Annotated in this window: 20 protein-coding genes; 8 read left to right on the top strand and 12 right to left on the bottom strand. The window is 67.5% G+C overall.

The window, feature by feature from the left end; genetic code table 11:
• Positions 1–150: 150 nt before the first annotated feature.
• The 3 genes from H7F49_RS05430 to H7F49_RS05420 all read right to left on the bottom strand — a co-directional run bounded on the left by H7F49_RS05430 (position 151) and on the right by H7F49_RS05420 (position 3,400).
• Positions 151–1,308: an alpha/beta hydrolase family protein gene (locus H7F49_RS05430; protein ID WP_185682562.1), complete on the bottom strand. Its 1,158-nt coding sequence runs from the start codon at positions 1,306–1,308 to the stop codon at positions 151–153.
• A gap of 1 nt (position 1,309) precedes the next feature.
• Positions 1,310–2,212 (bottom strand): VOC family protein, encoded by a 903-nt coding sequence (locus tag H7F49_RS05425; protein ID WP_185682561.1) that lies wholly within the window; start codon positions 2,210–2,212, stop codon positions 1,310–1,312.
• Between the two features lie 72 nt (positions 2,213–2,284).
• Positions 2,285–3,400: an FAD-dependent oxidoreductase gene (locus H7F49_RS05420; RefSeq protein WP_185682560.1), complete on the bottom strand. Its 1,116-nt coding sequence runs from the start codon at positions 3,398–3,400 to the stop codon at positions 2,285–2,287.
• A gap of 147 nt (positions 3,401–3,547) precedes the next feature.
• Between H7F49_RS05420 and H7F49_RS05415 the strand changes: the two genes are divergently transcribed.
• The 3 genes from H7F49_RS05415 to H7F49_RS05405 all read left to right on the top strand — a co-directional run bounded on the left by H7F49_RS05415 (position 3,548) and on the right by H7F49_RS05405 (position 6,693).
• Positions 3,548–4,483, top strand: coding sequence for a LysR family transcriptional regulator (locus tag H7F49_RS05415; RefSeq protein WP_185682559.1), 936 nt, complete (start codon positions 3,548–3,550; stop codon positions 4,481–4,483).
• A gap of 100 nt (positions 4,484–4,583) precedes the next feature.
• Positions 4,584–5,345, top strand: a complete 762-nt coding sequence (locus H7F49_RS05410) for a TIM barrel protein (protein ID WP_185682558.1) — start codon at positions 4,584–4,586, stop codon at positions 5,343–5,345.
• Between the two features lie 34 nt (positions 5,346–5,379).
• A complete protein-coding gene (locus H7F49_RS05405; RefSeq protein ID WP_185682557.1) occupies positions 5,380–6,693 on the top strand; it encodes an MFS transporter in 1,314 nt (437 codons plus the stop codon).
• 12 nt (positions 6,694–6,705) lie between these two features.
• Here the strand turns inward: H7F49_RS05405 and H7F49_RS05400 are convergent, their stop codons facing one another.
• From H7F49_RS05400 to H7F49_RS05390, 3 genes are read right to left on the bottom strand one after another with little or no spacing between them, the layout of a single operon-like run.
• Positions 6,706–8,265 (bottom strand): carboxylesterase/lipase family protein, encoded by a 1,560-nt coding sequence (locus tag H7F49_RS05400; RefSeq protein ID WP_185682556.1) that lies wholly within the window; start codon positions 8,263–8,265, stop codon positions 6,706–6,708.
• Positions 8,266–8,276: 11 nt separating this feature from the next.
• Positions 8,277–9,134: a nuclear transport factor 2 family protein gene (locus H7F49_RS05395; protein WP_185682555.1), complete on the bottom strand. Its 858-nt coding sequence runs from the start codon at positions 9,132–9,134 to the stop codon at positions 8,277–8,279.
• Complete coding sequence (locus H7F49_RS05390; protein ID WP_185682554.1) at positions 9,131–9,571, bottom strand: DoxX family protein; 441 nt, start codon at positions 9,569–9,571, stop codon at positions 9,131–9,133. Before H7F49_RS05390 ends, H7F49_RS05395 begins: the two co-directional genes overlap by 4 nt.
• A 244-nt stretch (positions 9,572–9,815) precedes the next feature.
• Here H7F49_RS05390 and H7F49_RS05385 point away from each other — a divergent pair, with 244 nt between their 5' ends.
• Both H7F49_RS05385 and H7F49_RS05380 read left to right on the top strand, forming a co-directional pair.
• Positions 9,816–10,838, top strand: a complete 1,023-nt coding sequence (locus tag H7F49_RS05385; protein WP_185682553.1) for a sugar phosphate isomerase/epimerase family protein — start codon at positions 9,816–9,818, stop codon at positions 10,836–10,838.
• Between the two features lie 14 nt (positions 10,839–10,852).
• Positions 10,853–11,227, top strand: a complete 375-nt coding sequence (locus tag H7F49_RS05380) for a C-glycoside deglycosidase beta subunit domain-containing protein (RefSeq protein ID WP_185682552.1) — start codon at positions 10,853–10,855, stop codon at positions 11,225–11,227.
• A 63-nt stretch (positions 11,228–11,290) separates the two neighbouring features.
• Here H7F49_RS05380 and H7F49_RS05375 read toward each other — a convergent pair whose 3' ends face one another.
• The 4 genes from H7F49_RS05375 to H7F49_RS05360 all read right to left on the bottom strand — a co-directional run bounded on the left by H7F49_RS05375 (position 11,291) and on the right by H7F49_RS05360 (position 15,500).
• Positions 11,291–12,304 carry an aromatic ring-hydroxylating dioxygenase subunit alpha gene (locus H7F49_RS05375; protein ID WP_185682551.1) on the bottom strand — a complete coding sequence of 338 codons (1,014 nt, stop codon included), beginning with the start codon at positions 12,302–12,304 and terminating at the stop codon, positions 11,291–11,293.
• Positions 12,305–12,533: 229 nt separating this feature from the next.
• Positions 12,534–13,304: an SDR family oxidoreductase gene (locus H7F49_RS05370; RefSeq protein WP_185682550.1), complete on the bottom strand. Its 771-nt coding sequence runs from the start codon at positions 13,302–13,304 to the stop codon at positions 12,534–12,536.
• Entirely contained in the window at positions 13,304–14,359 is a 1,056-nt protein-coding gene (locus tag H7F49_RS05365) for a sugar phosphate isomerase/epimerase family protein (RefSeq protein WP_185682549.1), read from the bottom strand. The genes H7F49_RS05370 and H7F49_RS05365 overlap by 1 nt, the downstream gene beginning before the upstream one ends.
• Positions 14,360–14,384: 25 nt before the next feature.
• Positions 14,385–15,500, bottom strand: coding sequence for a Gfo/Idh/MocA family protein (locus tag H7F49_RS05360; RefSeq protein WP_185682548.1), 1,116 nt, complete (start codon positions 15,498–15,500; stop codon positions 14,385–14,387).
• 110 nt (positions 15,501–15,610) lie between these two features.
• On the opposite strand from H7F49_RS05360, the gene H7F49_RS05355 reads away from it, so the two are divergent.
• The 3 genes from H7F49_RS05355 (at position 15,611) to H7F49_RS05345 (ending at position 18,800) form a co-directional block, all read left to right on the top strand.
• Positions 15,611–16,810: an MFS transporter gene (locus H7F49_RS05355; RefSeq protein WP_185682547.1), complete on the top strand. Its 1,200-nt coding sequence runs from the start codon at positions 15,611–15,613 to the stop codon at positions 16,808–16,810.
• A gap of 408 nt (positions 16,811–17,218) precedes the next feature.
• Entirely contained in the window at positions 17,219–17,893 is a 675-nt protein-coding gene (locus H7F49_RS05350; protein ID WP_185682546.1) for a TetR/AcrR family transcriptional regulator, read from the top strand.
• A gap of 25 nt (positions 17,894–17,918) precedes the next feature.
• Positions 17,919–18,800, top strand: coding sequence for an alpha/beta hydrolase (locus H7F49_RS05345; protein ID WP_185682545.1), 882 nt, complete (start codon positions 17,919–17,921; stop codon positions 18,798–18,800).
• Between the two features lie 73 nt (positions 18,801–18,873).
• Here the strand turns inward: H7F49_RS05345 and H7F49_RS05340 are convergent, their stop codons facing one another.
• Positions 18,874–19,869, bottom strand: a complete 996-nt coding sequence (locus H7F49_RS05340; RefSeq protein WP_185682544.1) for a sugar phosphate isomerase/epimerase family protein — start codon at positions 19,867–19,869, stop codon at positions 18,874–18,876.
• Between the two features lie 20 nt (positions 19,870–19,889).
• Complete coding sequence (locus H7F49_RS05335) at positions 19,890–20,270, bottom strand: C-glycoside deglycosidase beta subunit domain-containing protein (protein WP_185682543.1); 381 nt, start codon at positions 20,268–20,270, stop codon at positions 19,890–19,892.
• Between the last annotated feature and the right edge of the window lie 25 nt (positions 20,271–20,295).

Genomic DNA, 20,295 nt, shown 5'->3' with positions numbered 1-20,295 from the left:
CAACTATGAATTAGAATGCTAATTTCATAAATTCCAGCCCGATGTCAATAGGTGCTGGCTATGCAGGCTTATGGCTGGTTTCAAAGTCCGGGAAAAATACGGTTTTCTTATGCTCCCATAGGCAGGACCTATGGCTTTATTCCCCGCTCATCAGGCAATCTGGCCACCCAGCGTCTCGGCGAACCAGTCGGCAATGCAGTCGCGCCCATAGCTCATGTTGTCGGCGCCGACGTGCTCGACCCCGCCCTCGCGTTCGGTGAAGATCACCTTCTCGCGGCGGGGCGCGTTGATCAGTTGGTCGTACAGGTCGTCGGCATAGGCCACGCTGATCTGGCGATCGTGCGCGCCGTGAGTGACCAGGAACGGCACCTTGATCCGGTCCATGTGCCCGTTGAGGTTCATGTTGGTGGACTTGGCGAGGAAATCGTCCATGTCGGTGGCGCCGAAGGCCCACATCACGTGGGCCCAGTAATGCGGCACGGGGTTTTCGCCCTCGCGCGCCATGCGCTTGTCCTGGACCTCGCGCCAGTTGTGGTTGGCGCCCCACACCGCGCCGCTGGCGAAGCGCGGCTCATAGGCGACCGCGCGGGGGGCGAAGTGGCCACCCAGGCTGATCCCGGTCATGCCGATCCGCGCGGGATCGACATCGGGCTGCTGCTCCAGCCAGTCCACCGCCTTGCTTGCCCAGCTTTCCGAATGGGGATCGACCGGCAGCCCCTGCAGCCGCAACGCCTCGCCGGAACCCGGCTGATCGACACAGAGGGTCGAAACCCCCCGCCGCGCCAGCGCCTCAGGGAGGCGGCTCCAGTAGAGCAGCTCCTTGCAGCTATCGAGCCCGTTGCAATAGACCACCACCGGATGCGGGCCCGAACCCGGCGCGCGGGTGTAGAGTGCGGGCATCGTTCCGGTCGCCAGCGGAACCTCGACGCGCTCACGGTTGATCTTGCCCAGCGCGGTCGACTTCTCGAAGGCGGCGAGGGCCTTGGCGTAGGTCTCCTTGCGACCCGGGGCGCCATGCCCTTGCATGCGTTCGGCCACCAGCAGGTAGAGCGCAGCGCGCTCGAGCTTGTTGGAGGCGCTGAACGCCCGGCCCCGCGCCTCGTCCTCGGCGGCGAGCTCGATCAGCTTGTCGCCATAGCCGGCCCACTGCTTCATGAAGGCCGGCGTGCCCGCGTCACCGCCGTTGGCGGCCGCCGCGATGATCGGCTGGCACATGTCGACGATTTCGCCGATCTGCCCGCCGCTTTCCATCGCGATCGAGACCGAGAGGTTCCAGATGTAGTTCGGGAAGGGTTCGTAGAGCGCCATGTCAGGCGTCCACTGCCACGAACAGGCCCGGGTTGGGCGCCGGATGCGGCAGGGTCTGTGGACCGCCGGTGCCGATGCCCCACTGGTCCATGATCAGCGGCGCGGGGGTATAGACGGTGGGCTCGCGGGTTTCGAAATCGACCTCCTCGAGCTCGGACGTGTATTCGGTGACGAACCCGCCGGGCGTGACAAAGTAGCTGAAGGTGTTGTTGCCCGCCGTGTGCCGGCCCGGCCCCCAGCCGATGTTCACCCCCCGCTGCTTCAGCCGCAGGATTCCGCGCATCATGTCATCGACGCCCAGCATATCGTAGGCGACATGGTTGAGGCACGGCGGTCCGGGCAGGATCGCGAAACGGTGGTGCGCCGAATTGCAGCGCAGGAAGCACATGAAATCGCCCAGCCAGTCGCTGACCTTGAAGCCCAGGACATCGACGAAGAATCGCACCAGGGCCTGGTGATCCGGCGAGTGCAGCACGATGTGGCTGATCTTGACCGGGACACCCTCCCAGCGGGTGATCTCACGCTTCGATCCGCGCGCCACATCGGCCGAGATCTCCAGTTGCAGGCCATCGGGGCTGAAGAAGCGGAACCCGTAGCCGCCGCCGGGCGTGGTCAGGTCACGCGGGTCGTGGACGATCCGGCAGCCAGCCGCGGTCACCTTGCCGTGCAGGGCATCGACATCGGCGCGGCTGTCCGCCGCCAGCGCGATCACGTCGACGCGGTTCTCCTCAGCCTGGCGCAGGCGGATCACATGGTGCTCGTCGTGCCCCTGGGCCTTGAACCAGGCCATGCCGTCCTCGCTCGGGACAGCTTCCAGTCCGAACACGTCGGCATAGTAGGCGCGTTCGGCCTCAAGGTCGGTCACGCCATAGCCAACATAACGGATTTCGGTAACGCGGGTCATTCTGCAGGTCCTTCAGATCGGCTGGGTTCGGATCGGCTGATGCCAGATCGGCTGATGTCAGATCGGCTGATGTCAGATCGGCTGGGCCACCACGGCGAACATCTCGCCGGTGGCCTTGTGGTTATCGACGGGCGGACCCTTGCCGAGCTGCCCCATGCAGATGGCGAGGCTGGCATTGACGATGTAAGCGCAGCGTTCGTAGCGGCGGTCCCGATAGGCCTTGAGCGCCTCCTCGACGCTGTCGTGACGGCCCAGTTCGTCGGCCAGCACGATCCCGTCCTCGATCGCCATGCCCGCGCCCTGGCCCAGATGCGGGGTCGTGGCGTGGACCGCGTCGCCAAGCAGGCCGATCCGGCCCTTGTGCCACGGGCCTGTGACCAGCATGCCTTCGAGCGGGCGATAGACCACCCCGGCATCGTCGACGATCTGCTCGCCCAGCGCACGGATCGCAGCGGAACAGTTTGCGAGCTTCCCGCGCATGGCGGCCGCGATCCCCTCCAGCGGATAGCGGGGATTGTCCGGCTCGGGCGTGGTGACGTACATGTACATCAGCTCGGCGCTCATCGGCACCAGTCCGACCCCGGTCGGGCCATTGTAAACCTGCAGCGCATCCAGCTCGGCCGGGCGCGGGAAGTTGTAGCGCCACACAGCCTGGCCTGTGAATTGCGGGCTCTCCGCCTCGGGCAGGATCATCCCGCGCAGTTGCGAGTAAACCCCGTCTGCCCCGATCACCAGATCGTAGCGCCCGGTGCTTGCGTCCGAGAACGTCGCGTCGACGCCCTGCCCGTCATCATCCAACGCAGTCACGGTCAGCCCCAGCCGCACGGTTGCTCCGCAAGCCCTGGCCTGATCCGCCAGCACCTTCTGCAGCGCCCGGCGCGAGATGCCGACGTTCGACGGCCGTCCCTCGACCAGCCTGGGTGACGGCACCCGCGCCACCTTGGTGCCGTCGGGCAGGAACACCTCCACCGCATCGAACCCGAAGGCGGCGTCGAGAAACGTGTCGAGCACGCCCAACTGGTCCATCGCCCGGACGACGTTCGATTGTTGAATGATGCCCACGCCATAGACCGACCATTCCGGGTCGCGCTCGATCAGGGTCACGCTGTGCCCCTCGCGTCCGAGGGCGATGGCAGCCGACAGTCCGCCGATCCCGGCGCCGACGATAAGGATGTTCCGCTTGGTCATATGTCCGTTCGAACCGCCGGGCAGGCGGGCCACTCCCCTTGGGCTGATTCCAGCCTTGCATCGTTGGGACCAGCATAACGGCACCATTGCTATCCCCTGAATGATTTGTTTTTATCGATATCGATCTGCCAAACGAATAGGTTGACGATGCGCTTCAAGGGACTCGACCTGAACCTGCTGGTCGCGCTCGACGTGCTGCTGGAAGAGGCGAATGTCTCGCGCGCGGCGGAACGGCTGCACCTCAGCCAACCGGCAACCAGCGCGGCCCTGCGCCGGCTGCGGGCGTGGTTCGGCGATCCGCTGCTGTCGCCGCACGGCAAGCGCCTGATGCTGACGCCCTATGCCCTGCGGCTGCGCCCCCAACTGACCCATTTGCTGGCCGGGATCGATGCCTTCGCCAGCCAGCCGGCCCTGTTCGATCCGGCCACGGCCCAGCGCCGCTTCCGCATCGCCATGTCGGACTACCTCGCCAATGTCGTGCTGGGGTCGTTGACCAACGCGATCGCGGGAATTGCTCCGGGGATCGAGCTTGAGATCGTCACCCCGGACGACACCGCGGCCGACCTGCTCGAGCGCGGGGAGATCGATCTGATCATCGCGCCCCAGGAATTCATCAACCCCCGCAATCCGACGCGACTGGTGCTCGAGGAGCATCACGTGGTGGCGGGATGGATCGGCAATCCGCTGATGCAGGCGCCGCTGACCCTAGAGGGCTTTGCCACGGCCGGGCATGTCTCGGTGCGGCTCGGCCGGATCACCCGCCTCACCTTCGCCGAGGCGCAGTTGCGCGCGCTGGGCATCACCCGGCGCGAGGAGCTGATCGTGCCCTCCTTCGCGCTGGTCCCCGATCTGCTGGTGGGCACGATGCGGCTGGGCATCATGCACGAGCGGCTCGCCCGGCGGGCGGCGCGGCGCAGCGACATCGCCATTCAACCCCTGCCCGTGCCCTTCCCGCCGATGCGCGAGGTCGCCCAGTTCCATCGCGCCCGCGCCGACGATGCCGGGCTGCTCTGGCTGTTCGGCGAGCTCGAGCGGGTCGTCGCCGCCGATGACGCGGCGCAAGCCCCCTTGACCGGGCCGTGACACAATGAGAATGTGTATTCCAATAAAGTAGCGGCGCCGGGTGCCGCCAGGCAAACGGGGCCGCCATGGCCGTCTCGGGGCCGCACCATGGGAGAGAACCGTGCTGCTGGCGCCGTGCATCGAATGGCAATTCACCGAACACGCCAACCTGGCCGACCGGGTCCGCGCGGCAGCCGCCGCCGGTTACCGGGCGGCCGAGTTCCATCTCTGGCGCGACAAGGACCTGCCCGGCATCACCGCCGCCCTGGCCGAGACCGGCCTGGGCCTGACCGGGGTCTGCGTCGATCCGCGCCGGTCGATCGTCGATCCGGCCGAACGGGCCGAGCTGGTCGCCGCCGTGCGCGAGACCATCGCCGCCACCGCTCCGCTGGGCAAACCCCCGCTCATCGTCGCCTCGGGCTTCAAGGTCGATGGGATGAGCGAGGCCGACCACTTCGCCAACGCCGTCGCCGCGCTGAAGGAGGCGGCTGCCCTGGCCGAGGCGGCGGGCGTGACCCTTCTCCTCGAACCGCTCAACACGCGCCTGTTCGCCGCCATGTATCTGGTCAGCACCAGGCTGGGGCTGGACCTGGTCGAGGCGGTCGGCAGCCCCAATCTGCGGCTGCTTTACGATGTCTGGCACAGCGCCTGTATGGGCGAGGACATGGCCGAGGTGCTGGCCGGCCGCATCCATCTGGTCGCGCATGTCCAGGTGGCCGACATGGATGACCGGCACGAACCGGGCACCGGCACGCTCGACTGGGGGCGGATCATGCAGACCCTCACCGACCTGGGCTATACCGGCGGCATCGGGCTGGAATACTTCCCCACCCTGCCGATGGACCAGTCGCTGCAACTGACCCGCGCCACGCTGGCGGTCTGACACGAACCGAACCGCTGCGATCCGGGAGAGGAATGTGGCACACCAACGACTGAGCCTGACCGAGCGGCTGAGCTACGGCTTCGGCGACCTCGGCACCAGCCTGGCCTACAACATGGCCAGCGGCTTCCTGCTGTACTACTACACCGACGTCGTGAACCTGCCGGCTGCGGCGGTCGGCACGGTGTTCCTGGTCGCGCGGCTGATGGACGCGGTGATCGACATGATCGTCGGCGTCTCGGTCGATCGCACCCGCAGCCGCTGGGGCCGTACCCGGGTCTACTTCCTGATCACCGCCCTGCCCTATGCGCTGGTCACCGTGTTGCTGTTCAACGTCCCCGCCTGGGGGCAGACCGCGCAGCTCGTCTATGCCTTCGCCACGTTCAAAGCGCTGGGCATCCTGATGTCGCTCCAGGCGATACCCTACACCGCGCTGATGCCGATGATGACGCTGGACACCGGCGAGCGGCTCAAGCTGTCGGGCATGCGGTCGATCGGCACCTCGGTCTCGGTGGTGCTCGGCACGGCGGCGACCATGCCGCTGGTCGGGCTGCTGGGCGGGGCGGACAGGCAGCGGGGGTTCATGGCGGTGGCCGCGTTGTTCGCCGGCATCGGCCTGATCGCCACGCTCGCCCTGTTCCGCAATTGCCGGGAGCGGCATGACGACCAGTCCAGTCCGCGCTTTCCGATCCTGCCGGCCATCGGCGAAATGCTGCGCAACCGGGCCTGGCTGGTCTGCTTCGGCTTCTGCCTGACCTACTTCGTGCGGTTCGGCGCGATGATGTCGGCCACGGCCTACTTCGCGATCGAGGTGCTGAAGGCCCCGTGGATGATCTCGGTGATGCTCCCGGCGGTGTCAGGCATGCTGCTGCTGTCCTCCTTCGTCGCCCCGCCGGTGCTGTCACGCACCGGGATCCGCCAGGGTTCGGCGGCGGTGCTGATCATCGCCGCAGCCCTGTTCGCCGTCCTGCCGCTGACCGAGGGCAACCTGACGGTCTTTACGCTGGTCTACCTGCTCGCCTGCCTGGCCCCGTCGATCACGATCACGGCCGCCTTTGCCATGATCGCGGAATGCGCCGACTATCACGAGAGCCGCTTCGGCGTGCGGCGCGAAGGGCTGCTGGCTTCGGGGATCAGCCTGTCGACCAAGGTCGGGATGGCCCTGGGCACGGCCGGCTTCGCTTATCTGCTGGGCGAGGTCGGCTATACCCCCGGCCACGTGTCCGACACCGCCCGTGCGGCGATCCGCTGGTCCTATTACGGCAGCGCCGTGGTGCTGCTGTCCCTGCAGGTGGTGGTCGTGCTGTTCTGGCCGATCGATCGGCTGGGCACGGGCCTTAAGCGGGATTGAGGGCCCGGGGCGCTACATCAGGCCCAGGCTGCCGTGCGCCTCGGCATAGGCCTCCCAGGCGGCAAGGCGCTCGGGAGTCGACACGGCCAGACGCGGCCCGATCCCGTCGCCCAGCCCCATGACCACCGGGTTGTACCCGACCGGCCACCACCCGGATTCCGGCAGGGAGGGATTGCCGGTCCGGACGAAGGCCAGCAGGCGGTCCTGCCAATGCCGCGAGACGGCGCGGTCCCTTGCGGTGAACGTGCGATCTCCCAACCCGATCGTGCCGAAGATGTAGGGCAGTTCGGAACTGTGGAAGGCCCCGAAGGCCGCCCCGCCCCGTGCCGGGGGATAAGGATGGTCGTAAAGATAAGCGAAGATGCGCTGGCGCTGCATCGTGCCGCGCGTCTGGGCCCACCGGACCAGTCCCGCCATATAGCGGTCGCGGGCCAGCAGCACGTTGGACGCCTGGGCCTCGGCCGCAGTGGCATGGGGATAGAGCGCCAGCAGGCGATCGGCGAAGGCGCCGTAGCGACGGCGGACTGCCGCTGCGAACTGGTCCGGGCTGCGCACGGTCGGATCGATCATTTCGGCCGCGTTGAACCCGGTCAGCAAGGGCACGGGTGAGACCACCGGCGCCTGGGGCTGGTCGGGATCGTATGGGAGGAGCGTTCCGTCGAGATGGGGGACGAACACCAGCCGGGGTGGCCCGCCCTCTACCGGCACGATGGCACTGGCGGCCAGGAGGGATTCAGGCGGAAGCGCCCGCAAGGCCGCCAGATCGCCCGCCCCCACCTGGGCCGCAAAGGCCAGGCCGTCGTCCTCGCCCTTGGCCAGGGTGGGCGTGGCGATCGCCATGCTCGCCCCGCTCAGCGATATGGCGCGCTGGAACAGGCCCCGCGCCGCCGGCATCATCATCAGGTTGTTGACCGAGGCCGCCCCCGCCGACTCTCCGGCCACGGTGATCCTTGCCGGATCGCCCCCGAAGCGCGCGACATTGGCCCGGATCCAGCGCAGCGCCGCGATCTGGTCAAGCAGGCCATAGTTGCCCGAGGCTTGCGGATCCTCGGCGGTCAGCGCGGGGTGAGCGAGGAAGCCGAACACGCCCAGGCGGTAATTGATCGTGATCACCACCACGCCGCGCGCCGCCAGGCGGGCGCCGTCGTACAGCGGCATATTGCCCGATCCGCCCTGGTAGGCCCCGCCGTGAATGAACACCAGCACCGGCAGGGGCGACGTCCCCGCCTTGGCCGGGCGCCACAGGTTGAGCGTCAGGCAATCCTCGCTCACCGGCGGGGCGGCAACGAACTCGGCCGTATAGGGGCCCCAGGCGCCGGCGATCGCCTGCTGGCAGGCCGGGCCGCGCTGGCTCGCCAGGCGCACCCCGGTCCAGGGCGCGGCCGGCTGCGGCGCGCGCCAGCGTCCCGCCCCTACAGGCGGCGCGGCATAGGGAATGCCGAGGAAGGCCTCGCCCCCCCTGACCGCCACCCCCTCCAGTTCCCCCCCGGCGGTCCGCAGCCGCGGCCCGGCTGCGAGCGGCCCGGAGAGGACGGCAAGCCCGAGCGCGGCCATCGCCAGCCGGGTGCGCATGCCGTTGCTCCTCAGTACTCGAAGGTTTCGGAGATGGTGCGATAGGGCACCGGCGGCGGGGCATCGAGGATCTGGCCCGTGTCGGTGCGATAGGGATTGTTGCGCATGGTCACGGGTCCATCGGGCTTGGGCATCATCACCGGCTTGCCGTCCTCGCCGAAGTACATGAGGTCATCGGGAAAGCTGCTGTTCTGCGCCTTGGCCGCGAAGGGGATCCAGCCGGTCCCGAAGGGACTGCGCGCCACCTCGAAGCAATGGAAGTGCCAGATCTTCCATTCGCCGTCCTGCTTGATGAAGTCGATCCCGTACTTGACCATGATGGTGTGCATCCACACCCGCTTGCCATCGACCAGGATGTCCTTTTCGTACATGAAATCGGGCGCAGCCTTGGCCGCGTCGATGGAGGTGAGGCCGGATTCGACCCCGGACATCAGCCATAGGCCCTTGGCAGTCTGGCCATCCGCCGCAACCTCGATCAGCGGCGTGGTCAGATAGTGATAGATCAGCTTGCCGGCCGGGTGCGGCCGCTGGGCGTGGTACGCGGTGATGCTGTCCCAATTGGTGTAGACGCCATTGTTGCTGTATTGCCCCCGGATCCCCGGGGTTCCCTTCTTGGCCCAAAGCGGAATGATTTCGGGATCGCGAAAGGCGTTGTGCAGGTACATGTAGCGCGAAAACAGGTTTTCCACCTGGGCGCGGTCACGGCTGGCCTGCGCGATCTGGCGCAGTTCCGCGACCTGGGCCTTGAGCGCGGCCAGCTCATCGGCCTGGGTCGCTGACGGAGCGACGGGGGCTGGCGGAGCAGCAGGTGCGGCCACCGCGGGAGCAGCGATCAGCGCCAGCGGGCCGAGCATCAGGATCGGTTTCATGCCTTGCCTTGTTGGTTGGCCGGCGCGCGGCACAGGCCCGCGATCACCAGCAGGGTGACGAACAGGAACAGGTTCTGCGGCAGGGCCGAAGCCTCGCCATGCGTCACGTGAACCCAAGCCGAGACGACCTGGCTCAGCGCCAGCCAGACCGCCATTCTGGAGGCGAAGGGGCCGACGCGGCGGCCGAGCCCGGGGATCGCAGCCAGCGCCATGGCGACTGCCCCGACCAGCTCTGTCCATCCCATCGGCCGCCCGATCCATTCGGGCACGTGCGCGGTCCAGGCGCCGTGCCGGGCCAGTTCGGCCATCGGCGCGAAGGCCTTGTAGAAGCCGACGAAGGCGAAAAAGGCCGCCATGGGGATGGCCAGCACGATCAGCAGACCCTTGCGTGCCATGACCGGCCAGCGTCCTGCCTGGCCCGATTGCAGCCCTTCCATGCCCAGCCTCTCCTTGGCCCGATCGCTCGCTCCGGTGCGTTACTAAAAACAATATATTGATTCTAAAAATGCGCAAGAGCGGCCGGAAGGCGCTTGACGCCGCCGGCGTTTTTAAGAATATTGGTTCCAATTAGGGCCTCGGCCCCAGGGGAGAGAATCCGGACGCCGGCGGCCGCAGTTCGCGAGCTCGCCGAGCAAAGGCTTGACGCCCCGCCCCCCGAAAACCTCATGCGGAGTTTTGAGGATGAGCAGTGCGATCAAGCGGGGCGTCAGCCTCTATTCCTACCAGAACGAGACCTTCCAGGGCAAAATGAGCCTGGAGGACTGCATCCGCACCAGCGCCGAACTGGGCGCCCGCGGCATCGAGATCATCGGCGAGCAAACCTTCTGGGGCTGGCCCGAATATGGTGCGGCCGACGCCGATGTCGACAACTGGCACCGGCTGATCGCCCAGTACGATTGCGTGCCCGTCAGCCACGACTTCATGCTGGACTACAAGCGCTACAAGGGCCGCGAGATGCCCTTCGAAGAGCAGGTCGCCAGCGTTCGCAACGACATCGATTTCGGCGCCCGGCTGGGCATGAAGTACATCCGCGCGCTGGTCTCGATCGCCCCCGAGGTGCTGGTCGCCGCGGCGCCGCATGCCGAGGAGAGGGGCATCAAGATCCTGATCGAGGTACACGCCCCGCTGCACTTCGATCACCCCTGGATCATCCGCCATGCCGAAGCCTTCGAGAAGTCGGGATCGGATGCGCTGGGCTTCCTGCCCGACATGGGCATGTTCCTGTTCGCCTTCCCGCCGGTGTGGAAGGAACGGTTCCTGCGCCTGGGCGTGCCGCAGGCCATCGCCGACTATGTCGTCAAGGCCTACGAGGACCGCGTGCTGTCGGAGTATGTGATCCTGAACGTGCAGCAGATGGGCGGAACCGGCCCGGCCATCGCCATGGCCGAGACCCTGCGCCACAACGCTGCCTTCGAGCCCAAGCGCATGCTGGATCACATGTCGCGCATCCACAACATCCACGGCAAGTTCTACCAGATGACCGAGGACTATGTGGAGCCGTCGATCCCCTATGACGAGATCGTGAAGGTGCTGCAGCAGGGCGGCTTCCAGGGCTACATCTGCTCGGAATACGAAGGCAACCGCTGGATCGAGGACGCCGAGGAGCCGAACTCGGTCGAACAGGTCCGTCGCCAGCAGGTCATGCTGGCCCGGCTGCTGGGCGAAACCGAAGTGCCCAGCCTCAAGACCCCGATCGCGGCCTGAAGGAGACCCCGACCATGATGGACAACAAGATGATCGTCGAGGGCAGCCTCCAGTCCGTGGAGGGCGGCTTTTCGTTCCTGGGGCGCCTGCCCTATTATCGCGGCCTGGGCCTGTCGATGATCGAGGATATCCAGGTGACCGTCGACGGCACGGTGCAGCCGCGCGAGGCGGTGCGTTTCGCCGTCCGTGGCCGGACCTATACCCTCGACGAGATGGAAACGGTTTACGACAACCGCTGGAATTTCGGCGAAAAGGCCACGATCATCGTGCTCAACGGCGGCCTTACCCCCGGTGCCCATGCGATCACCTTCGCGGTGCGCTATCGGGTGTCCTACCTGCCCTTCGTCCCGACCACGAAGGACACCAAGGAGCTGGCGCTGGCCGCCTGAGGCCTGCCCCGCGCGCACTCCGACGGGCCCCGGCATCCGTGCGATGCCGGGGCCCGTTGCGGTTCAGTCGGCCGGCGGCTCCGCCCCGGCTTCGGCCCGGCGCAGCTGCATCAGCCGCCGCCGCGCGCGGATCGCCGCCGCATCGGTCGGCAGGACCACCGGCCGGGCGTCCCAGAAGTCCTCGCCGCCAAGTTGGCGGTGCACCGCTTCGACCATCGGCTCGTCCTCCTCGATGAAGGCCTTGCGGAACAGGGCCTCGGCCTCGGGCCCGTGTTCGCGGGTGAAGAAGTAGTGCGAGCTGCCCGGGGTCTCGGGCGTGATGATGTGCGGGTTGGCCATGGCGGGGACGATCGGCTGGCCGGTCGCGGCATCCTCCAGGGTGATGAACAGCGCCATGGTGGCCGGGGCATGCCAGCGGATGTGCAGCGTCTGGTTGATCCGGGCGCCCTCGCCCAGCATCGGCCTGGCCCATTCGGGCGGCTCGGCCTGCGTGATGTCCCAGTTGTTCCAGATCGCCCCGTCATCCTCGCTCAGCACGGTCTGGCGCCCGTGGCGCAGCAGCGTGCCATTGGTGCCGAAGCTCTCCTTGTGCAGGAACTCGGCATGGCTCAGGTCCATCAGGTTGTCGGTCACCAGCTCGTAGTTCGCCTGCATGGTGAAGTGCGCGCGCAGATGCTCCGGACCGGTGCAGAAGGCAAAGTCGGCGATCGTCGCCGGATCGGCCAGCGCAGGGTCCCCGGGCCAGAACCACAGCGCCCCGTGCCGCTCGATCACGGGCAGGCTGGTGACCCGCGCGTTCTGCGGCGGTGTGCCGCCGAACGGTTCATGGACGCAGCGCCCGGCCGCATCGAAGCCCAGCCCGTGGTACCCGCAGCGCACGGTATCGCCCACCCGCTCACCCAGCGAAAGCGGCGCGAACCGGTGCGGGCAGCGGTCGGCCAGCATGGTGTACCCGCCATCGGCGAGCCGCAGCACGAGCCAGGGCTGGTCGAGCAGCCGCCGGGCAAGCCATCCCCCATCGGGAACCTCGTCCGCCCAGCCCGCCATGTACCAGCAATTGCGCACGTAATCCGACATCACACTCTCCTCGCTTGTCGCGGGCACGGGTGATCGTTGGATTGTTACTGCATCGCCCGCACCCACTGCGGGATTGGACCCGCCCTTACGCCGTGGGGCCTGCAGCTGCCCCCCGAAACGGGGAAGGCATCCCAGACCGGAACGCACCGGTCACCAGGCTGTCGCCCGCCAGAGCGGGCCGACGCAGACTAGATTGGAACGGCGATTCGGGTCAAGTCGAGGCCGCGGGTCAGGGCGCGGCCCCCGGGAGTGCCATCGGCGGGTTCAGCATGGCGAACAGCGCCTCGCCCTTTTCCCGCAGCATCGGCGATGTCCCGACCAGCAGTTCCTCGTCCCCGGCATCGAACCGTGCCAGTGCCGCGGTCACGCAATCGGGCGCGGACATCATGTGGGCGGCCGAGGCGGCGCGGTTCTCGTCGGAGCGGTTGCCCAGCGCCGTATCGACCGCCGGGGGCGCGAATTCCACGACCTGCACGCTTGTCCCCCGCAACTGGTGGCGCAGCGACAGGGTGAAGCTGTGCAACCCCGCCTTGGCGGCGCAATAGACCGGCGCATGAGCGATCGGCGCGAAGGCCAGGCCCGAGCTGACCATGATGATCCAGGCGTGCGGCTGGCGCCGCAGGAGGGGCAGCAGCGCGGCGGTGAGCAGGATCGGGGCGGTCAGGTTGACCGCGATCTCCTCGGCCGTGCCGGCAAAGGCTTGCGGCTGGTCGATCACCCTATGCACCTGGGCCCCAGCATTGTTGACCAGCAGGTCCAGGTCGGGATGCTCGGCCCCGATCCAGGCGACCAGATCGGCGCGGGCGGCATCGTCGGTCACGTCGCAGACGCGGGTCACCAGGCCCGGCAGCTCGGCCCGGGCCGCGGCCAGCGCCGCCTCCCGCCGCCCGCAGACGATCACGCGGGTCCCGCGCGCCAGCCACTGCCGGGCGAGTTCCAGGCCGATGCCGGTCGCGCCCCCGGTGATCAGCGCACAGGTCGGCGCGGGTGGCGCGGTCATCACCCGATGCCCATCAGGCGCTTGTTCAGCGCGCGATCGGCGCCGCCGGCGGCGAAATCGTCGAAGGCGTGGGGGGTGACCTCGATGATGTGCTTCCGGATGAAGGGTGCGCCCTCGGCGGCGCCCTGTTCGGGGTGCTTGAGCGCGCATTCCCATTCGAGCACGGCCCAGCCGGGGAAGTCGTTGGCGGCCATCTTGCTGAAGATGGCGGGGAAATCGACCTGCCCGTCGCCCAGGCTGCGGAACCGGCCCGGCCGGTCGACCCAGGCCTGATAGCCGCCATAGACCCCCGAGCGGCCGTTGGGGCGGAACTCGGCGTCCTTGACGTGGAAGCACCGGATGCGCTCGTGATAAAGGTCGATGAAGGCCAGATAGTCGAGCTGCTGCAGCACGAAGTGGCTGGGATCGTAGAGGATGTTGGCGCGCGGATGGTGGCCGACGCGATCGAGGAACATCTCGAAGGTCACCCCGTCGTGCAGGTCCTCGCCCGGGTGGATCTCGTAGGCGACGTCGACCCCGTTCTCGTCGAACGCGTCGAGGATCGGTTTCCAGCGGCGTGCGAGCTCGGCGAAGGCGTCCTCGACCAGCCCGGCCGGGCGCGCCGGCCAGGGGTAGAAGTAGGGCCAGGCGAAGGCGCCCGAGAAGGTGGCGTGCGCGGTCAGGCCGAGCCGGCGGCTCGCCACGGCGGCGTGCTTCATCTGCTGCACCGCCCATTCCTGCCGTGCCGTCGGGTTGCCGTGAACCGCGGCCGGAGCGAAGCCGTCGAACTGCGCGTCATAGGCCGGGTGCACCGCCACCAACTGGCCTTGCAGGTGAGTCGACAGCTCGGTGATCGCCAGCCCCTTGTCGGCGAGCAGGCCCTTGACCTCGTCGCAATAGGTCTGGCTCTCGGCGGCGAGCGCCAGATCGAACAGCCGCGCGTCCCAACTGGGGATCTGCACCCCCTTGTAGCCCAGCCCGGCAGCCCAGTCGGCGATGGCGGGCAGGCTGTTGAACGGGGCGGCGTCGCCGGCGAACTGGGCAAGGAAGATGCCGGGGCCCTGGATGGTCTTCATGGCGTGGTGTCCTGGTGAAAAGGGATCAGACGGTCAGCGGCACCCAGCCGGCGCGCGCGCGGCTGGCTTCGACCGCGGTGGCGATGAAGGCCATGCCGCGCAGGCCCGTGGCGATCCCGGGCAGCAGCGGAGCCTCCTCACCGCGCAGCACCGCGGCGAAATCGCGGTAGAGGTTGGCGAAGGCCTCGAGATAGCCCTCGGGATGGCCGGTCGGCGTGCGCGTCCGGCTCGCCGCGTCGGGGCCAAGCTGCGGCCCGCCGGCATGGACCACCTCGGTCCGTCCATCGAGCGTATGCAAGGTCAAGGTGTTGGGCTGCTCCTGCCGCCACACCAGCCCGCCCCTGTCGCCATAGAGCCGGATGCGCAGGCCGTTGAGCTCGCCCACCTCGATCTGGCTGGCGAGCAGCACGCCGCGCGCGCCGTTGGCGAAGCGCAGCAGCACGGTGCAGTCATCGTCGAGCCTGCGGCCCGGCACCACGGCACCCAGATCGGCGAGCAGCTCGGTCACCTCCAACCCGGTGATGAATTCAGCCAGTTGGAAGGCGTGGACGCCGATGTCGCCGATGCAGCCGCCCAGCCCCGCGCGCGCCGGATCGACGCGCCATTCGGCCTGCTTGCCCGAAGCTTCGCCGGCCAGCCAGCCCTGGGGATATTCGACCACCACCTTGCGCACTATGCCGAGCGCCCCGGCCGCCACCCGCGCCCGCGCCTCGCGCACCAGCGGATAGCCCGAATAGGTGTGAGTCACGGCGAACGGCAGGCCGGTCTCGGCCACCACCGCGGCCAGCTCGTGCGCCTCGGCCAGGGTCGCGGTCAGCGGCTTGTCGCAGATCACCGGCAGCCCAGCCCGCAGCGCCGCGCGCGCCGAAGGCAGGTGGTTGTGGTTGGGCGTGACCACCGCAACGAAATCGATCCCGTCCGCGCGCGCCCGCTCGGCCGCGAGCATCTCGTCCAGCGAGCCATAGGCCCGCTCCGGATCGATCCGGTAGCTCCCCGCCGCCGCCCGGCTGCGCCCGGCATCGCTGGAGAACACCCCTGCCACCAGCGCGATCTCGCCGTCCAGCTCCGCCGCAATCCGGTGCACCGGGCCAATGAACGCCCCGGGGCCACCGCCCACCATGCCCATCCGAAGGCGAGTCATCGCCGAACCTCTCCCGATAGTATTTGTAACCATAATTCTAGTTTGATATAGGCCGGACCGTCAAGCAGGAAGCGACCATCACAGGATCGCACCGGGAGCGGAAATACGGCATGCAGCACCAGACCAAGCGGCCCCTCACCCTGATTCCCCAGGGCCTTACCATGATTGTCGCCGGCTTCCTGCCGGTCTTCGCGATCATCGCCATGTTCCCGGTGGTCCAATCGATGATCGAGCACTTCCGGGACGTTCCGGATGCGGCCCAGAAGGTGCCCGCCATGGTGACCGCCCCGGGCTATGCGATCGCCTTGCTCGCCCCCTTCGCCGGCTTGTTCGTCGACCGATTCGGACGGCGCCCGCTGCTGCTGGTCTGCACCTTCTTCTACGGGATCATCGGCTCGGCTCCGTTCTTCCTCGAGGATCTGGATGCGATCTTCTATTCGCGGTTCCTGCTGGGGGTCTGCGAGGCCGGGATCCTGACCATCGTCAACACGCTGATCGCCGACTACTGGGATGACACCGGCCGCCGCAACTGGCTGATGCTGCAAGGGCTGGTTGGGCCGTTTTTCCAGCCGGCGGTGTTCTTTCTGGTCGCCGCAGTGGCTGCGGTGCGCTGGAACGGCGGCTTCCTGGTCTACCTGATCGCCTTCCCGATCTTCATTGCGATGTATTTCACCCTGTTCGAACCGAAGCGGGAGCAGCCGGCGGCGGTGGCGGTCGCCTCGGACAGTCCGGAGGCCTTTCCGCTCGGTAGTGCGCTGCAGGTCGGCGGGCTCACGCTGCTGGCCTCGATCATCTACTACGTGTTCATCGTGAACGGCAGCATCGCCTGGAGCGAGGTCGGGGTCAGCGATCCGATGGCGGTGAGTAAGGCGACCTTCATCCCGGCCATGTTCATCCTGGCGGGGTCGGTCGTCTTCCGGCTGGTCTCGCGCTACTCGAACGCCATCCAGATCGCCGTCTTCCTGGCGCTGCTGGGCAGCGGGCTCGCCGGGATCGGCCTGGCGCACAGTGTCACCTCCATGCAGCTCAGCCTCGTGCTTCAGCAGACCGGGGCGGGCATGGCCGTGCCTGCCCTGATCGCCTGGGCCCAGTCCAAGTTCGCTTTCGTCCATCGCGGCCGCGGCATGGGGGTCTGGACCTGCGCGTTCTTCCTGGGTCAGGCGATTTCGCCGAACATCGTCCACGCCGTCCGTGGCATGGCGGGAACCATGCAGGGCGCGTTCCTGGTGATGGGGCTGATCGCCATGGGGGCAGCGGCTGTGGGGGTCGTGGTTTCGCGGCTGCCCCGCCCGGTGACGGCAACGGCCTGATCGGGCCCGCCACGGGACAGCACCCCTGCCCCTCAGCAAGACGAGGACAGCTTCACCCCGACGATTGGAAAATCCCGCAAATGCAGCTAGGCCGTAAACTCATAAGCAGCGCCATCGAGGCGCCCAAATGGCGAACAGATCGGGCGAAGCCGCCCGCCGGGAAGGCTGGTTGCCTTTCCAAGGGCGGGTTTGGCCGAGATGGAAGCCATTTGGGCGTCCCGCAGGGATTTGTCCAGAAAGGCCCATCGCCGCGTTGGATAGGCTTGGAATAGAACCACTATTCCTGCGCCTATCCGCCTTGCGCTGGGCCTTTCTGCCTCAAACCTCGATGGCGCTGTTTATGAGTTTACGGCCTAGGTGCGGGGGATCGTTCTAGATTGCCTGTTCCGATCCTTCAGGACCTGATCCATGCCCGCATCCTCCCGCGCCAAGCCCAAGCCCGAGCCGTTCAATGTCGATTCGGTCAGCCGCACCCCGCAGCAGGGGCGGAGCAAGGCTTCGCTGGAACGCATGCTCGGCGCCGCACGGGCCCTGATGGTGGAGCGCGGGAGCGAGGATTTCACCCTGGTCGAGGTGAGCAAGCGGGGAAACGTCTCGATCGGCTCGATCTACCTGCGGTTCGAAAGCAAAGACAATCTGGTCCGCGCGGTGATCGCCAAGGCCATGGAAGACCTCGCCGCGGCCGAGACCGAAATGGTCGAGCGGCTGACCGCCACGTGCACCACCCTGCGCGATTTCGTCCCCCGCTATGTCGAGACCTATGCTCAGGTCCTGACCGAGAATGCCGCGCTGTTGCGGCTGGCCATGGCCCGGGCCGAGCATGACCCGCTGGTTGCGGCCCCTGGCAAGGCAGCGGCCCTGCGCGCCGTCGCCCAGGCCCGTGACGCCATGCTGCGCTATCCTGACGAATTTGGCAGCGCGGACCACACGACCCGTGCCGAGGCGGCCTATTACATCATCTTTGCCACCCTTGCCCGCCAGCTCAGCCTGGGTTCGTCGCGCGAGGCGGTGACGGACTACGACTGGGAAGAGCTGAAGCGCGAGCTGGGCCGGATGTGCCTGGCCTACCTGACGGCGCCCTGACCTGACCCGACCCGGAAGGCCCCCCATGATCAAATCCCTGCTGCTGGGTGCGGCGCTGAGCCTCGCCATGACGATGCCGGCCCAGGCCGCCGAAACCGCGCCGCCGCCGGCCTTCAGGGTGGTGCCGACCACCGCCTCGTTGCGACCGGCGATCGAGCTTGGCACGGGCGCAGGGGCCGAGCAGTGGGAAGCCTTCGTCGATCAGGTGAGCGTGCGCAACGTCACCGGCGCTGCGCTTTACCCGGTGCTCCCCCCGCCGGGCCAGCGCAACGGCCGGGCGGTGATCGTCGTTCCGGGCGGCGGCTATCGCTTCGTCTCGATCGACAGCGAGGGCTTCCGGGTGGCCGAGGCGCTGGCTGCGGAAGGTTATGCGGCCTTCGTGCTCAAGTACCGCACCGTGGCCACGGCGCCAGACATTCCGGCCTATCTGGCGGACACGATGAAGCTGTTCGCCAACCTGGGCAAAGGCGAGCTGGCCGACCATCCCCCAGCCGTCGAGGACCTGGCGACGGCCCTCGCCCATGTCCGCAGCCATGCCGCCGACTGGCAGGTCGATCCGGCCCGGATCGGAGTGATCGGCTTCTCCGCCGGATCGCGCACGGCGATCCGGCTGATCGAGACCAGCCCCGAGGCGGCGGGCCGGCTCGACAGCGTCGCCTTGCTGTATCCGCCCATGACGCAGCCGGTGAAGCCCGGCCCGCGCCCGCCCCTGTTCTTGGCGATCGCCGCCGACGACCCGCTGTTCCAGCAGGGCAAACTCACCCTGCTCAGCGGGTGGCTGAACGAGAGCCCCAAGGTCGAGTTCCACCTCTATGCGGGCGGATCGCACGGCTTCGGCATGCGTCCGAACGGCAACACCAGTGACTTGTGGATCGGCCAGTACCTGGCCTGGCTGAAGCGCCACTGATCCAGGCGTCCGGGAAACACAAAGGGCCCGGTGGTCAATGCCACCGGGCCCTTTGTGCGTGATCCCCCGAAGATCAGGTCGCGAAGATCCGCCGGCACATCGCCTGGTGCCGCTCCACCTGAAGGAAGGCATCGCGCGCATCGTAGGCGTGGCCTTCCCATTCGCTGACCAGCGTGCCGGTGAAACCGCCGTCGCGGAACAGCGGCAGGATGGTCTCATAGTCGATCGCCTCCTCGACCAGGTCCTCGCTGACGCCATAGAACTTGCCGTGGATGTGGATCGTGCGGTCAACCAGCGCGGCCCAGCTCCTGGGATCGTGGTTCGACAGGATGAAGAAGGCCAGCGAGGCGGCCTGGATGTGCGCCGGGGCGTGGCCGTTGGCCAGCGCCCATTCGCGCAGGCGCCCGGCCTTCTCGTGGCTCATCCCGTCCTCGCACCAGACCTCCTTCAGCTTGTCGAGCAGGCTTTCCGCCGCCCCGGCCCGGCGCGCCGCGTCGAGCATCGATTCGGGAATCCGGCTGGCGGTGCCGCCGAAGTCGGGAATCCAGCCCAGCACCGGGGTGTTCAGCTTGTCGTACATCTCGCCATAGGCCTGCACGGCCGGATGCCCGGCCCACATCGGGGCGTGAACCTCGACCCCCATGCGGATCTCCAGTTCCTCGGCATAGGGCGCGATTTCGGGCAGGAGGTGGACCGGCAGGGCGAACTGGTAGCGCACCAGCGAAAAGCCCATCTTCTTGGCCGAACGCAGCTGGCGCTTGTGGTATTCGACCAGATCGGCATCGTCGATCGGCTGCTGGCCGGGCTTGAGGAACCGGTCGGAGTTGATTGCGCAGGACACCGGGTTCAACCCCGCCTCCGCCACCATATCCTTGAATTTCGCGGCGAAATCATCGCTGACGTCGGGGAACTCCTTGAAACTCTGGAAGCCGATGATCTCGATGTTTGGGCCCATCCCGCGCCGCGCCACCTCGTGGAGCAGGCCCGGCAGATCGAATTGGCGCAGAAGCCATTCGTTGGTGAAGGAATAGAGCGTGACGCCGACCTGCGGCCCGCTTGCAATGGTCATGGACAAGTCCTCTCGATCGCTCAGTTGACGCTGAGGCTCTGGGTCTGCGTGTTGAAGCGGCGCATGCCCGGGATGTAGGGCGGGCTGACGTACAGTGTCAGTTCGACGCTGTGCTCGCTGCCGGGGGCCAGGTCATGCCCGGGCACGACGAGGAACGCGCTGTCGCGCACGAACCAGAAGGTGTTGGTCTGCTCGCCATTGGCGGCGAGAGGCCATTGCTCACCATCGAAGGCGATGGCGGCATCGGACAGGTCGACCGGATTGCCGTCGATCGCCAGGGCGCCGACCTCGACCGTGGAGAACGGCAGCGACCGATACCACGGCAGCCGCATCGCCAGGCGCAGGCCGCCTGAGCTGGCGGTCAGGCCTTCCTCCCCGATGATCCTTTCGACCGGCAGCATCGCACTCTCCCCTGTGATGATCAGA

Source organism: Novosphingobium aerophilum, from assembly GCF_014230305.1.
Taxonomy (GTDB): Bacteria; Pseudomonadota; Alphaproteobacteria; order Sphingomonadales; family Sphingomonadaceae; genus Novosphingobium; species Novosphingobium aerophilum.
Note: the sequence above shows the minus strand (reverse complement) of the source record. Positions and strands in the feature narration are given on the sequence as shown.

Excerpts from the sequence above, each read along its gene's own strand:
- H7F49_RS05335 (WP_185682543.1), bottom strand. The coding sequence starts at position 20,270 with ATGCTGCCGGTCGAAAGGATCATCGGGGAGGAAGGCCTGACCGCCAGC.
- H7F49_RS05380 (WP_185682552.1), top strand. The coding sequence starts at position 10,853 with ATGATGGACAACAAGATGATCGTCGAGGGCAGCCTCCAGTCCGTGGAG.
- H7F49_RS05390 (WP_185682554.1), bottom strand. The coding sequence starts at position 9,571 with ATGGAAGGGCTGCAATCGGGCCAGGCAGGACGCTGGCCGGTCATGGCA.
- H7F49_RS05360 (WP_185682548.1), bottom strand. The coding sequence starts at position 15,500 with ATGACTCGCCTTCGGATGGGCATGGTGGGCGGTGGCCCCGGGGCGTTC.
- H7F49_RS05375 (WP_185682551.1), bottom strand. The coding sequence starts at position 12,304 with ATGTCGGATTACGTGCGCAATTGCTGGTACATGGCGGGCTGGGCGGAC.
- H7F49_RS05340 (WP_185682544.1), bottom strand. The coding sequence starts at position 19,869 with ATGACCATTGCAAGCGGGCCGCAGGTCGGCGTCACGCTCTATTCCTTC.
- H7F49_RS05355 (WP_185682547.1), top strand. The coding sequence starts at position 15,611 with ATGCAGCACCAGACCAAGCGGCCCCTCACCCTGATTCCCCAGGGCCTT.
- H7F49_RS05415 (WP_185682559.1), top strand. The coding sequence starts at position 3,548 with ATGCGCTTCAAGGGACTCGACCTGAACCTGCTGGTCGCGCTCGACGTG.
- H7F49_RS05395 (WP_185682555.1), bottom strand. The coding sequence starts at position 9,134 with ATGAAACCGATCCTGATGCTCGGCCCGCTGGCGCTGATCGCTGCTCCC.
- H7F49_RS05365 (WP_185682549.1), bottom strand. The coding sequence starts at position 14,359 with ATGAAGACCATCCAGGGCCCCGGCATCTTCCTTGCCCAGTTCGCCGGC.
- H7F49_RS05425 (WP_185682561.1), bottom strand. The coding sequence starts at position 2,212 with ATGACCCGCGTTACCGAAATCCGTTATGTTGGCTATGGCGTGACCGAC.
- H7F49_RS05400 (WP_185682556.1), bottom strand. The coding sequence starts at position 8,265 with ATGCGCACCCGGCTGGCGATGGCCGCGCTCGGGCTTGCCGTCCTCTCC.
- H7F49_RS05420 (WP_185682560.1), bottom strand. The coding sequence starts at position 3,400 with ATGACCAAGCGGAACATCCTTATCGTCGGCGCCGGGATCGGCGGACTG.
- H7F49_RS05345 (WP_185682545.1), top strand. The coding sequence starts at position 17,919 with ATGATCAAATCCCTGCTGCTGGGTGCGGCGCTGAGCCTCGCCATGACG.
- H7F49_RS05430 (WP_185682562.1), bottom strand. The coding sequence starts at position 1,308 with ATGGCGCTCTACGAACCCTTCCCGAACTACATCTGGAACCTCTCGGTC.
- H7F49_RS05385 (WP_185682553.1), top strand. The coding sequence starts at position 9,816 with ATGAGCAGTGCGATCAAGCGGGGCGTCAGCCTCTATTCCTACCAGAAC.
- H7F49_RS05350 (WP_185682546.1), top strand. The coding sequence starts at position 17,219 with ATGCCCGCATCCTCCCGCGCCAAGCCCAAGCCCGAGCCGTTCAATGTC.
- H7F49_RS05370 (WP_185682550.1), bottom strand. The coding sequence starts at position 13,304 with ATGACCGCGCCACCCGCGCCGACCTGTGCGCTGATCACCGGGGGCGCG.